Source organism: Shewanella sp. GJ50-10 (assembly GCF_055808815.1).
On the sequence record NZ_JBVVSS010000001.1, the window covers coordinates 3,221,241 to 3,234,835 of the forward strand.

Annotated in this window: 13 protein-coding genes and 1 other RNA gene; 5 read left to right on the top strand and 9 right to left on the bottom strand. The window is 38.5% G+C overall.

Translation table 11 applies throughout. The features are described from left to right. The first annotated feature begins 87 nt into the window (after positions 1-87). Positions 88-912 (top strand): M90 family metallopeptidase, encoded by an 825-nt coding sequence (locus tag AC0L4E_RS13600; RefSeq protein ID WP_473679619.1) that lies wholly within the window; start codon positions 88-90, stop codon positions 910-912. 45 nt (positions 913-957) lie between these two features. Beyond that, on the top strand, positions 958-1,434 hold the full coding sequence (locus AC0L4E_RS13605) for a nuclear transport factor 2 family protein (RefSeq protein WP_473679620.1): 477 nt from the start codon (positions 958-960) through the stop codon (positions 1,432-1,434). Between the two features lie 148 nt (positions 1,435-1,582). Here the strand turns inward: AC0L4E_RS13605 and AC0L4E_RS13610 are convergent, their stop codons facing one another. The 6 genes from AC0L4E_RS13610 to AC0L4E_RS13635 form a co-directional block, all read right to left on the bottom strand. Continuing rightward, positions 1,583-2,509 carry an alpha/beta hydrolase gene (locus AC0L4E_RS13610; protein ID WP_473679621.1) on the bottom strand — a complete coding sequence of 309 codons (927 nt, stop codon included), beginning with the start codon at positions 2,507-2,509 and terminating at the stop codon, positions 1,583-1,585. Positions 2,510-2,639: 130 nt separating this feature from the next. Further along, positions 2,640-4,115 carry an HDOD domain-containing protein gene (locus AC0L4E_RS13615; protein WP_473679622.1) on the bottom strand — a complete coding sequence of 492 codons (1,476 nt, stop codon included), beginning with the start codon at positions 4,113-4,115 and terminating at the stop codon, positions 2,640-2,642. Between the two features lie 361 nt (positions 4,116-4,476). Continuing rightward, a complete protein-coding gene (gene aceB / locus AC0L4E_RS13620) occupies positions 4,477-6,132 on the bottom strand; it encodes a malate synthase A (RefSeq protein WP_473679623.1) in 1,656 nt (551 codons plus the stop codon). 1,145 nt (positions 6,133-7,277) lie between these two features. Then, entirely contained in the window at positions 7,278-8,996 is a 1,719-nt protein-coding gene (locus AC0L4E_RS13625) for a GGDEF domain-containing protein (RefSeq protein ID WP_473679624.1), read from the bottom strand. Positions 8,997-9,005: 9 nt separating this feature from the next. Next, positions 9,006-9,212, bottom strand: coding sequence for a hypothetical protein (locus AC0L4E_RS13630; protein ID WP_473679625.1), 207 nt, complete (start codon positions 9,210-9,212; stop codon positions 9,006-9,008). A gap of 28 nt (positions 9,213-9,240) precedes the next feature. Next, entirely contained in the window at positions 9,241-10,089 is an 849-nt protein-coding gene (locus AC0L4E_RS13635) for an SAM-dependent methyltransferase (protein WP_473679626.1), read from the bottom strand. Between the two features lie 329 nt (positions 10,090-10,418). Between AC0L4E_RS13635 and AC0L4E_RS13640 the strand changes: the two genes are divergently transcribed. Further along, the gene (locus AC0L4E_RS13640) at positions 10,419-10,955 is read left to right on the top strand and encodes an outer membrane protein assembly factor BamE (protein ID WP_473679627.1); all 537 of its coding nucleotides are present in this window, start codon (positions 10,419-10,421) and stop codon (positions 10,953-10,955) included. Positions 10,956-11,064: 109 nt separating this feature from the next. Here the strand turns inward: AC0L4E_RS13640 and AC0L4E_RS13645 are convergent, their stop codons facing one another. Together AC0L4E_RS13645 and AC0L4E_RS13650 are read right to left on the bottom strand one after the other, a co-directional pair. After that, positions 11,065-11,400, bottom strand: a complete 336-nt coding sequence (locus tag AC0L4E_RS13645; RefSeq protein ID WP_473679628.1) for an RnfH family protein — start codon at positions 11,398-11,400, stop codon at positions 11,065-11,067. Beyond that, positions 11,390-11,827 carry a type II toxin-antitoxin system RatA family toxin gene (locus tag AC0L4E_RS13650; RefSeq protein ID WP_473679629.1) on the bottom strand — a complete coding sequence of 146 codons (438 nt, stop codon included), beginning with the start codon at positions 11,825-11,827 and terminating at the stop codon, positions 11,390-11,392. Before AC0L4E_RS13650 ends, AC0L4E_RS13645 begins: the two co-directional genes overlap by 11 nt. Positions 11,828-12,028: 201 nt before the next feature. Between AC0L4E_RS13650 and smpB the strand changes: the two genes are divergently transcribed. Both smpB and ssrA read left to right on the top strand, forming a co-directional pair. Beyond that, entirely contained in the window at positions 12,029-12,526 is a 498-nt protein-coding gene (gene smpB, locus AC0L4E_RS13655) for an SsrA-binding protein SmpB (protein WP_153913340.1), read from the top strand. A gap of 72 nt (positions 12,527-12,598) precedes the next feature. Continuing rightward, positions 12,599-12,953: a transfer-messenger RNA gene (gene ssrA, locus AC0L4E_RS13660) on the top strand. A gap of 191 nt (positions 12,954-13,144) precedes the next feature. Here the strand turns inward: ssrA and AC0L4E_RS13665 are convergent. Then, positions 13,145-13,486 (bottom strand): zinc ribbon domain-containing protein YjdM, encoded by a 342-nt coding sequence (locus tag AC0L4E_RS13665; protein WP_473679630.1) that lies wholly within the window; start codon positions 13,484-13,486, stop codon positions 13,145-13,147. Positions 13,487-13,595: the final 109 nt, after the last annotated feature.

Here is a 13,595-nt window from a genome sequence, read left to right on the forward strand (position 1 = left end):
TTAATTAGTATTCACTAAACTGCCCTTGAATTTATCAAACAATCGCCCAATAACTTATTTAAGCTTATTACTCATCAAGGAAGGCATATGTTTGCATTGTTGGCTCTGATCATTATTTCAGTGATTGCCATTGGTCTCATTGTCTCTAAACCAAAGCGAACTCAGCGACGCAGAGAAAGAATCGTTCAACAGCCCTTCCCGAAAGCATGGCGTCAAATCCTTAAACGTCGATTTCCCTACTTCAAAGCCATGCCAACCGATCTGCAATTACAATTAAAAAAACACATCCAAATTTTTATCGAAGAAAAAGAGTTTGTAGGCTGTGATGGTTTTCAAATTACTGACGAAGTCAAAGTCACTATTGCAGCGCAAGCTTGCTTATTATTACTGAATCGACAAACTGATTTTTATCCAAAACTCAAACAAATCTTGGTTTACCCATACGCCTTTATTGTCGAAAAAAGAGGAACTGATTTTGCGGGTGTTGAGTCCAATCAGCGTAATGTTTTACTGGGCGAATCATGGGGCAATGGTAAAATTATTCTCTCTTGGAAAAGCACCCTTGATGGCGCTGCAGATCCATTTGATGGTCAAAACGTTGTTATCCATGAATTTGCCCACCAGCTTGACCAAGAAAACGGCCAAGCGAATGGCGCTCCGCCACTGAGAGATATTACGGATTATTCAGCTTGGTCAATGGTATTAGGCCAAGAGTTTGAAAACTTACAGCATTGTGCGAGGCAGCAAACCCCTTCTTTGTTTAACTATTACGGCGCAACCAATCCTGCTGAATTTTTTGCAGTTATTAGCGAAACCTTTTTTGAAAAACCACAAGAATTTTACCAACAACACAATTTGCTTTATAAAGAGTTAAGTCACTTTTATCAGCTTGACCCAATCAACTGGCAGTAATTTCATTGTTAGTTGATTTATCATAAAAATGCACAAGGAATTCCCATGCAAAATGCCCTGCTTACCTTCCTATTAACTAGCAGCTTATGGGTGATGTCATCACTTCCCGCTGAAGCCAAGGACATGATCTCAATAGAGTCTAAACAACAGGCTGATACGCTATTAGATCAACTCCACCAAGACGCCAGTGATGCCAACTGGGACAGCTACTTTTCTTTGTATCATGCAAACGCTATATTCCTCGGAACCGATGCCACTGAACGTTGGGATATGAAGCAATTTTCAGGCTATGCAAGACCTACAGATGGTTGGCATTATGAGGTTAAATCTCGCCAGTTATTGCAGTTTGACAACACTATCGTATTTGATGAGTTACTTGAAAGCGCCAGTTACGGCTTATGCCGTGGTACAGGAGCACTACAATTAACCGATGATGGCTGGAAGATAGTCCAATACCATTTAAGCATTGCTGTGCCTAATGAAGATGCTAAAGCGGTAGCAAAGCTTATTAAAGAGAATTAACCCTTAATTAGTTATGAGCTTGCAGTTAAAGAAGAATAGTTAAGTGGCGAATAGAAAAGAACTAAGCTCAAATTACTCCTCCAACAAAAAGGCCTGTGAATTAGTCAATCCACAGGCCTTTTGTTTAATCATCAAGTCCATTTAACAGCTAAAACTGCATATGCTCATCGATAATGCTAAGTATCCGCTCTTTTAACCACATAGGCCCATAATCACTCATATCGTTGTGCCTTGAGTCATTAATCATAACCACAGCAATATTTGTTGCATCTTCTGCCTCAGTAGGAAGAACGCCTTCGTCAGCTGGGTAATCACTTGCTCTTATTGAAAGCACGTCAATTGCTGGATCTCTTGGTAAAGGCACTCTACGGTGGTCTAAGGTAATAATACGGCTGATGTAATCCACCAGGCTCTTTTCAAACTGGTTAGCATCCGATGATTCACCCTTATCATTGATTACAGCCACACCTTGTTCATCAGGGTTCTTTATTTCAAGAGCATTTGTATCAAGAGCATTTACATCAAAAACAGTCGTACCAGTGGTTGCCAGTAATGCTGAAATATCACCGCCATTTGAATGACCGATCAGAGTAATATGTTCAAAATCAAAATTCGAATTCACATAAGGATATACATCCTGCGGTGACTGATCTGCATTAACGTACTGAACACTAAAATAGTGCTGAATAAAATTCAGCGTATCAGCCCCACGTTGCCAATTTTCAGCACGGGTTTGTAAAAAAGGCTGAACTCTTGATAAAGGAGGGTCTGAAGGTAACTCGTGACGCACCGCAATAACCAAATACCCTCGCTTTTGAAAGTGCTGGCTTATAAATTGATACTCAGTATGAAGCAGGCCGTACCCCGAACTCAAAATCATCACAGGGCATTGACGGTTTCCAGTGCAATTAAACTCTGCTACAGGGTAATAAAGCTCAACTGGAATCAATCGTTGCCGTGATTTATCTTCAGCAATGATACTGTCTGAGCGAAGTTGTTGGGTAGAGGGTGAGTGAGTTAACTCAGTTGCAATCACGTTTGATATGAGCACGCATGGTACTAATATACTTGTCATTAGTGCTCTTGACACTAGAACTCTAGTTATAGGGGCATTGAACAATATCGAAAAATAGACACTCGTATGATTAAGTCGTTTAAACAATGTTGAATGACCTATGTTAATTAACGGAAAATGAGTCGAGACTCTAATGGACTGATAGCCCGAAACAAAGATTAGCTAACTGAGTTAAATGGCAAAAACTATCAAAATCTTGCTGAGTTATTTGTTTTGATGAAATATATTTATCCGCATAAAACAACCCAATCGTTTTTTCATTAACAACAATCGGCGCAATCATGAAACCGTATTTAAAATTGTTATGGTTAAAATTAGCACTCACAAAAGAAGCTAACTCACTTAGCTTTCGTTCATCAAACTCATGTAACCAATTTGCTTGTTTATGATTAATGCTTTGCATAAATGGGTTGCTGCCACCTTGCATTTCAATCAGTAACTCTTGTTTAAACTTTTCAGCCCCTTCTCCAAATGCAATGCGCGGTGATAATTGCTTTCGGTTAGGCGACAACAGCATCACTGCACAACGATCGACGCCAACACCATCTAATATGCCTTCTAATGTCGTTTGCACTACTTGGTTAAAGTCAGCTTTTTGAATCGCAAGTTCTGTCAATTCACGCAGTTTTTTTAGTTGCAGAACTAAATTAGCTTCACGAAATACCGGCTTTTCTGCAGGCTTATCTAGCTCTGAAATGATCTCAGCGGTTTCAGGTAAATGCTGCACTAACTCAATAGCACCATAATCTTCTGCTAAACGAATCGTCGCCTCAGCACAGCGACTAAACCTAGCTTTACATTGTTCTAAGCTAATATTCTGAATTTCAGCAGCTGCGCTTAATAGCTCATTGAGTTTTTCTGCATTGATATGGGGTTGATTTAAAGCATCTGTAATTTCATTTGCCAAAAATATACTGCGTATTTCAGGCATCCTCTCATCAGGGTGTGACAATGAAGTGGTCAGTACATCACCTAAGCCCCAAGCTCTAGCTATGCTTTGAGTTAATTGAGAAAAAGATGTGCCTAGATGTTCACGGACTATCGCTTTTTCATCTTTAGTCGAAGTAGCAGTAAGCAATGTTTGGTCTAAATGATCAACAAAATCACCGCCGACACTCCAAAAAGCACTTTCACCAATGCGATACAGCAAAGACGCGATAAACACCTCTTCACGTAACGCTTCATCATAGTCTTTTAACATCACTCTAGAGAGCATTGCAGCTTGAAAAGAATGGGCCATCAATTTGATTAATCTTTGATAAACGGATTCTGATAGGTTGTGGTTTTCAAGCAGGCTTGTGAGTAATTTAGCAGTAATACAAATATTACGAATAGTATCAAATCCCAAAACCACAGCAGCACGGCTAACCGTGGTGACATGACTGGTACCTTTATTGTAAATAGCACTATTCGCCACCCGTAAAATACGAGTCGTGAGCGCATTATCATGCATAACACTGCGGCCAAGAGAGGCTAAAGAAGACACATCATCCTTAGCTAATTTCTCTAAGTCTCTTATAGTGGAACACAAAGCAGGCATTTCTTGATCACTGATACGTTTAGTCCAGTAATCGACACCTTTTGTTATTGGTAGTGAGGTTTTCAAGTCCATACTCATCAATTATGACAGTATTTTTACTATAACCTTTTACCAATACCAATTGTATCAAATATGTAATCGATTCAGCTTTTCTTCGGTATTTTTCGCAAAAAAAACGACTCCGAAGAGCCGCAACACAAGCGAATGGTTGAAAACTTACTGGGTAGGAAGTTAAAAATCCTCGCATTAAGAACCACAACTAGCTTGCGCTAATATTCTGAATACTGGATAAAAAACCCGGTGTAACCTGTAGGTGAGTAACCCCGGGGGACATCAGCTGCAAAGCAGCTAAATTGGTTCAGAAATAAGTCATTAATTAAAGCAACTCTTTCTGGTTAAACGTTTCTAACAATAAACTCTGTTAAGATTAAGCCGTTAATAATTCATATCCTGGCAAGGTTAAGAAGTCGACAAGTTCATCTGATGTCGTAATTTCATCAAATAACGTCGCTGCTTGATTAAACTTTCCTTGGTTAAATCTGTCACTACCTAACTCTTGCTCTACTGTGCCAAGCTCTTCACTCAACATGCTTTTAAATAAAGCTTTAGTGACAAGTTTGCCATTTGATAATGATTTTTCATGCTGGATCCACTGCCATATTGAAGTACGTGAAATCTCGGCTGTAGCGGCATCTTCCATTAGGCCGTAAATCGGCACGCAGCCATTACCTTGGATCCAAGCTTCGATATACTGTAATGCAATGCGGATGTTTAATCTCATGCCTTCTTCTGTACGTTCACCTTCACATGGCGTTAATAACTCATCGGCTAAAATAGGCGCGTCAACATCACGGGTAATATGCAACTGGTTAGTACCATTACCGATATAGTCATTAAAAATTGACATGGCAGTATCTGCTAAACCAGGATGTGCTACCCAAGTACCGTCGTGGCCGTTACGTGCTTCAAGCTCTTTATCGCCTTTTACTTTCTGTAATACTTGCTCATTAGCTTCAGGTGTTTTTGCCGGAATAAAGGCAGCCATACCGCCCATAGCTAATGCACCGCGTTTATGACAGGTTTTAACTAATAATCTTGAATAAGCACTTAAAAATGGTGTATCCATGGTGACCGCTTGTCTATCAGGTAACACACGGTCAGCATGCTTATTTAACGTTTTGATGTAGCTAAAGATGTAATCCCAACGACCACAGTTCAATGCAACAATGTTTGAACGCAGTTCATATAAAATTTCATCCATTTCAAACACTGCAGGCAATGTCTCAATCAAACAAGTACATTTGATAGTGCCAGGCTTTAAGCAAAAACGTTCTTCAACATAAGCAAAGACTTTTGCCCACCAACGCGCTTCAATATGGCTTTCAAGTTTAGGGATATAGAAATATGGTCCGCTTCCTTTCGCCAATAACTGGTGATAGTTATGGTAAAAATACATGGCGAAATCGAATAACCCACCAGGGATGGGTTCGCCTTTAAATTCCACATGCTTTTCTTTTAAATGCAGACCACGCACGCGACAAATTAATACCGCTGGGTCTTCTTCTAATTTGTAATGTTTATCTGTATTTTCAGCAGTAAAGCTGATGTCGCCTCTTACTGCATCACGAAGGTTAATTTGACCCTGAACCACTTTTTCCCAACTTGGAGCCAGTGAATCTTCAAAGTCAGCCATGAACACTTTTACATTGGCATTCAAGGCATTAATAATCATTTTACGGTCAACTGGACCCGTTATTTCAACTCTACGGTCAGTTAAGTCCTCAGGCATACCACGAATAGCCCACTCACCATCACGAATGGCACGTGTCTCTGGTAAAAAATCTGGTAACTCACCATTATCAATACGTTGTTGCTTTTGCTTACGCTTAGCCAATAGTTGCGGGACTTCTTGATTGAACTCTTCACATAACGCTGCAAGTAAAGAAAGCGCACCGTCATTAAAAATCGCTTCTTGGCCAGGGACCTTAGGACCGATTAGTGCAAGATCTACACTAGTAGGTAATTCAGTTTCAGCACTTGGCTGTGATTTAGCATATCTAGCCATTAATTGTTCTGCTGTCATATTAAGCCCCTTGAGCATTAGTCCGTTTTAAAAAGAGAGAAGTAAGCAAGTTTGAAACTCGTCGGCTTAATATTGCCGCACTTAACCTTCAATACCTCACTTTCTCTACCTTCAACACAAACCTGCCAATATTTAACCACCAAATGTTTGTTTCGAACTAAAACCTAACGAGAAACCGTTGCATTTGCAACAACACAAAATGGAGTAAAAACAAGCAAAAACAATTCAACAAATTGGTATTACCAAAAGAAAATAAACAATAAACCATTGATAAAGAACGTAAATAACAACCAAAAAATTAAAAACACTTTTATCATGGTAAGTTGTCTTACAACTTATCCAATAACTACGCCCGTATTTATATATAGTTATAAAATTACCAGCCGTATAAATATATTTACATATATTTTCTATATTTATACCAAAGTAGAATCAGGCTTTTGTTTTGAACTAACCTAAAGGTAAATACGATAATTCAATTTAAAACAACAACTTAACCAAAAGCCCTCCATTACAAAATTCAAACAACCGTTTCAATTTGACGTTAACGTAAACTAGATAACATTTCTAGAGCATTCACTCTACGCCAAGGTAGATGTTACCCGATCAACATCACAAAATTTATTGGTTTCATTGAAAAAAAACGATATTTTTTATAAAAAAGTAAAAAAAATGTCATTTTTCGATTTATTAGCTGAAATCTAAGCCTATTTACAACACTTAAAAGAGGAATCATCTTCAGATGTTTAAGGTGACTAGACCTTAAAATGGCGTGTGTGTTTACTTAATGGCACTAAGACTACAATCTAATTATGTAGTCGATATATTTTGAGTGACTAAATATCAAAATTTCATTCAATAGTAATGAGCTATAGCTCTAATATTAAAAGACAGCACTTAGAGTTAGCACAGGGGCATAAAAGTTTAAGAGAAAACGATAAGAGGTAATATTTAAGGAAGTACTAATAACTTAAGGATGTGCAATAAAACCATTCAATATTAATTGTTTACTTAAAGAGTTGAAGTTGCTGATTGCTGTATTTAGAGCTTATTAGCCAGTCTCCTAACGGAGCATGAATCATTCAGCTAGTATTTTATATTAGATGTAAGTATCAAAAGTGTTTTTTAATATAGCTCACAGATTATCAAGACTTAACCACTCGATTTCTGCCTTCTGACTTGGCTTGATATAGCGCATTGTCAGCGCGATTTAGAATTGGATCTAAGCTTAAATCATCTTTAGTTAGTTCACTGACGCCAAAACTGCCAGTAATGGTAAATTGATGTCCAGAATAACGTGTATTGATATTCGCAAAAGCATCACACAACTCTTGTGCACGTTCATAAGCAATGTCGATATTTGTACATGGCATAAATATCGCGAACTCTTCTCCGCCCAGACGACAAACAATATCACTAGACTTAACGCAGCTATTAATCGTCTCTGAGACCTTTTTCAACGCCCAATCACCCGTAGCATGACCGAAGCTGTCATTAATCTTTTTAAACCAATCTAAATCAATCACAATAATACTAAAGCTTTCATCGCGAGCTTGTACATGTACAAATTCATTCTCTGCTTTTTCAAGCCCTGCACCACGATTGTATAATCCAGTTAACGCATCGATTTGAGCTTGCTTACGAAACTGATTACGTTGCATCCATGCCGCCGATAACATTAAGGTCAAAAAAACAACCGTACCAACAAGCACCGTAGAGAACATGAAAGAGGAACTCTTTTCATTATTCAAAATACTTCGTTGTTTAGCTATCATTTCATGATCTTGGACTAATTGGTTCAACTCGCGGGTTTTCTCTGCTGAATCAAACTTTACCATTTGGTAAGCATTTTCTTTTACTTTTTTCTCATTAATTATCTGCATATCCAAGGCGTGAGCTTGAACTTGATATTGATAAGCTTCCTTATAATTACCTTGTTGATTTGCAAGCATTGATAGAATTTCACTTACTTTTCTCTTGGGTAACATATAAATAGAGTCATTTGGTAATGCGTTAACCAGTTCGGCGTAATACATCGAAGTTTCGTATTCATTAATATGGTAATGAACTATCGCTAATAGTGCGTTAGTCCTTGATAGCTCATAGCTAAAATTGAATCTCTGATAAACGACCAAAGCTATTTCAAGTTGTTGTTTCGCAGTACTATATTCACTCATTTCTAAGTTGATTTCAGCTAACCCTTTAAGAGCCATAGCCGCAACAAGAGAAAACTCGTGAGTTTGGCAATAAGCGTATGCTTCGTCAAAAGTGGAGGAAGCTTCTCGATAGAGTCTCAAATTCAAATTGCTGTAGCCTAGCCCTACAAGTCCATAGCAATGGCTTTTAGGTGACTGTTGTTTGTTCAAGGCCAATACTTTTTTAGAAATTCGTTTACTTTCTTTATATGCATCCATATCTAGGTATACATTTAAAATGCGTAAATATGACTCTAGTTTTAATTCGATATCTTGGTAGTTTTCTACTCGAGCGAGGTTATTTTCTAATTCGATAAATGCGGAAGTGTAATTTTTTAAACCTATGTATGAAGTGACCTTATACATATAGGATTGTGTCAATAATACTCTATCTGTTGCTACATTCTGTACTTCATCTAGACGAATAAGTGCAGTTTCAAAATTGCCTATCATTATTTGTCTTTGGGCATCAATCATCCATAATCTAGCAAGCTGATCATTATTTAAAATCGACTTTTTATCTTGTAAGGCGCTAAAGAGCACTTCCCCTTCATCAGGGGAAGTTTTCATTGTTTTTTCTAATTGCGATAACTCTAAGTCAATTTGCTGTTCAATATTGGCAAAAGCAAAAGAGCTTAGAAAAACCAAAAACAATAAAATATGCTTCAAGTCAATAACCTAGGAATGATGAACAAACAATATTTTAGATTTATCAACATCACCAATTAACGCACATACTTTACTTTCATCACATGACAACAATGCCTCTTGCTCTTCTTTATTCAATCCGTAATCTTGCATGACTTGTTGCGGCGATTTTTCAAATGCTTGTTTTAATTTCGCATCCGAGCTTAAGTCGGTTAAAAATGAGCTAAGTTTTGACATAGTAATTCCCGTTTTTGTGTTGAAAAGATTATCCAATATCGCCAGCTTCAATCCCAAGACGCTTTAATATGTCGACATTTAAAGCGAGCTTCTCTGAAGGAGGTATTAATAATGTGCTGATGGTGCTTAGCTCAGCATAAGGCAACTTCCTAAGGCTGAAACGTTCAATTCTAGGTTTTAAGTGCGGTAAGTTGGCAGCCTCGTAAATAACAACTTCATGTGCAAGTGGATACCATTGAGATAAATGTTCCACTAAAATCTCTAAGCGTTCTGATGTTGTTGAGAACTCGGTCAAAGTGTGTTCGCCAGCCAAAGCTATTTGCCATAGCAACAAATGAGTTTTAGGGTTAGGAATGTGTTGGTACAGCATAAATTGAGTGGCTTCATAGCTCTGATGCCCAGATGTACCTGGATCTATACCTAAATCAGCCCACAAGCAAGCCTCTGCCGATATTCCAGGTAACATTTCCGCTTGATGTCCTTCTTGCCTCGCTTGCTTAATCGATAAGTGGGACACACAAGCAAATACCCCTGGGTGACCATATAAGGCAACCACCACATTTAACCCAGACCTTACCTGTTCAAGTATCGCTTCTACCATTTGCGAATAGGTATCCCGACGATTTTTAACTTCACCTTTTTGGGCATAATAAGGCTGAAGGGAGCGGTGATTTGAATTTAAACTTACAAGCCAGCTTTCAGTAAAGCCATCAGGTACAAGTGAAAAAACTAAATCAGCATTTTCGATATAGCTTTTACTCAATACACTAATCTGTCCCGCAAGCTGCAGACCAGTACCAACAAAAGTCAGCCTACCTGCACTTTTGGGGAGTGATAATGAGTCTTTATTTATTTCAGCTGCTTTTATTAGTGACATTATTAATCGTTATTCTTTTTAGTCAGATGGGTTGGGCTGTATAGGTTGATGAATTGACTTAGGTAATAGATATTATCGAACTCAGTTAATCCCCATAATTCAAATTTATATAATTACACAAGGATTTACCACGAATTTCTACAACTTCATAACATTCAATATACATTTTCGGGGTAAATAGACGACTTTCCTCCACTATTAAGGAACTAACTTAGCGCTATCTACTCTACTATTCACACCGTTATAGCATTCAACAGTTAATAGCCACTTGTCAGCATAGGGAAGCCTTGGGTATGATGGCGTCAGATTTTTAGGAAATAGCGCAGACAATGATAAACAAAAAACAAAGTCTTACCCTTTTAGGCGCCGTTGCGCTTTCAGTATCTTTAAGTGCGTGTAGTGTTTTTGATTGGTTAATCTATAAGCCTGATGTACCACAAGGTAACTACATGGAGTTACAACAAGTAGAAAAGCTACGTGTTGAAATGACCAAAGAGCAGGCAGAATATATTTTAGGTCGCCCAGTTCTTCGTGATAGCTTCGCTGATAATATTTGGTACTACGTTTATCACTTTAAAAGTGGCCGTGATGCCAGCGTGACTCATAAAGAGCTTATCTTGTATTTTGATGGTGATTTACTCGAGCGAGTAGAAGGTGATTACAAATTAAGTGATGACTTTGATACACCGCTTAATGAAGGCGCCTTGCCAACAGTGTCAGCTCCAGTTGTGGCTCCTTTGTTACCAGAGCAAGAGCCTAAAAAAGCAATTCGTGGTGATGCGAAGCCATTAGTTGAAGAAGAACGTATTGAAAATGAGAACAATGTACCGACTGGTGGTTCTCAAGGAAATGACAAAGCCGATTAGGGTTTTACACTTCTAAATAAACAAGCTTAAATCAAAAAAGCGGAAAGATAATTCTTTCCGCTTTTTTAATGGGTGCAGTTATTCAGCTACCAACAACTATCGTTAACTGCTAATTTAACTTAGCTCCAGTAATTTTATTGCTACGCCCTTCTTCCTTGGCTTTTTCAGCACGCTTACGGCGCACATCTTTAGGGTCGGCAATTAAAGGGCGGTATATCTCAATACGCTGACCTTGCTGTAATTCTTCATCGTGTTTAGCTTGTCGGCTAAAAACACCTAGCTTTACTTTTTCAAGATCAATCTCAGGAAAAAAACTCACCATATTGCTTTGCTTAACCGCTTCAATAAAAGTGGTGCCAGGTGTGACATTCACTGTAATAATTTTCTGCTGAGTTGGCAGCGCATAAATCACATCAACAGCGAATGTTTCAACTTCATTTGTCATTGTAAATCACCTTGGCTCTATCAGTAAAAGCCGTCACCATTGAGTTCATTAACTCTTTAAATACCCGTCCAAATGCCATATCAGCTAGTGGATTTGAAAACTCAAAATTTAGATCAAACTCTACCTTGCAGGCATCTTCTGTTAACTCTGTAAATCGCCAAATACCATCAAGATTTTTAAATGGCCCATTTTCAAGGGTTAGCGATACCGTTTTACCCGGCACAACCTGATTACGCGTGGTAAAGGTTTTACGAATGCCTGCTTTTGAAACATCAACCGAAGCCACCATTGTTTTACCATCAAATTCAAGCACTTTACCGCCTACACAGCCAGGTAAAAACTCATGGTAAGACTCAACATCATTAACCAGATCATACATTTGCATTGCACTGAAACGAACGAGTACATTTTTTGAAATTTTTGGCATGAATAACAACACTTTCGATAACAATATGCCAATTTTAACACGCCTACATTAAAACGCATCTATTACGGTTAATGAATAAACTCGCATCTTTAAGTGTTTTGGGTATAATCCCTTGATTAGATTATTCTCTCCCCCATATCTGTCACAATTAAAAATGATCAGATCTTTTAAATGGGATAACAGCGGGCAGTACACGCGATTATGGTAAAAAAGAATTCGAAAAAATCAAAGAATCCACCCGCTACGATTACACGTAATAAGCGCGCGACCTTTGAATTTAAAATTGAAGAAAAAATAGAAGCTGGACTTGAGCTACAAGGCTGGGAAGTTAAATCTCTGCGTATGGGTAAAGTCACCTTAGCCGACTGTTATGTCTTCATCAAAAACGGTGAAGCATTCATGCACGGTTGTACCGTTCAGCCGCTAAACACAGCAACAACTCATGTAGTGTGCGATCCTATTCGTACTAAAAAACTACTGATGAAGCGCAGCGAAATCGACAAACTTGAAGGCTTAATTGAGCGTCAAGGCTACACCTTAGTGCCACTTTCTCTATACTGGCGTAAAAGCGCATGGGTAAAAGTAGAAATTGGTTTAGGTAAAGGTAAGAAAGATCACGATAAGCGCCAAGACACTAAAGAACGTGAGTGGAAAGTTGAACAATCACGTGTCATGAAAAAGAGTCGACTGGACGGATAATGAACAAACGATTGTTAATTGGTGAAATGCATTAGGTTTTTTAGTGTTTACCCGATACAATCAACAAACTTTGGGGGCGATTCTGGATTCGACAGGATTCACGAAACCCTGGGAGCATGTCGAGGGGCGGTTGGCCTCGTAAAAAGCCGCACTGTTATAGTTGCTAACGACTCTAACTACTCTCTAGCAGCTTAGGCTAGCTAGCCATCTTACCCACGTCTCTCAAATGGGCAGGGATTCAAGATGGTCATATTACATTTGATAGCGAGGGAACTCCGTCCGAGGGTGAACCGCGAAATAGTATCGGACTCGCCAATTGCAATCCTGTCTTTCGGAGTGTACTTGGTTAACCAAAAGAGAGACTAAACATGTAGCGCCTTGGATGTAGGCTTTCTGGACGCGGGTTCAAATCCCGCCGCCTCCACCAAATTATAAAAAGGGCTTAGCAGCAATGCTAAGCCCTTTTTGTTTGTCTGAGTTTCACCTTACGGATCAAATGTGGCAGCGGGAACTGAACTCAGGTCTATGTTTCCTTTTTACGTTTTCCTATTTCACACATAAAAAAACACCTGCTATTTAGCAGGTGTTCTCAAGTTTTTATTAAGCGCTAAAACTAGATTAGTTTTGCTTTCTTACAAACTTAGATTTAAGCATCATTTGGCCGTGACCATCGACTTTACAATCGATATCGTGGTCAGCATCAACAAAGCGTTTTATAACAGCTTTAGTGCCGACTTTAAGCACTAATGAAGAACCTTTTACTTTAAGATCTTTGATTAGGGTTACTTTGTCTTCTTCAGCCAGTAAGTTGCCTACAGCATCTTTTAAGATGATGGCATCTGGATCAACGATTTCTTCGTTTGGGTTCCATTCATGAGCACATTCAGGGCAAATAAGTTGTGAGCCATCTTCGTATACGTAAGCTGATTCACATTTAGGACATGGTGGGATAGTGCTCATGATATTTTCTCTTTAATTTGAAAGGCTTTCTGCTGAATTTGTACAATAACATTGCCAATTAACAGAAATAGATGGTTTACATTATACGTAACATCTTAAATATCGGCTA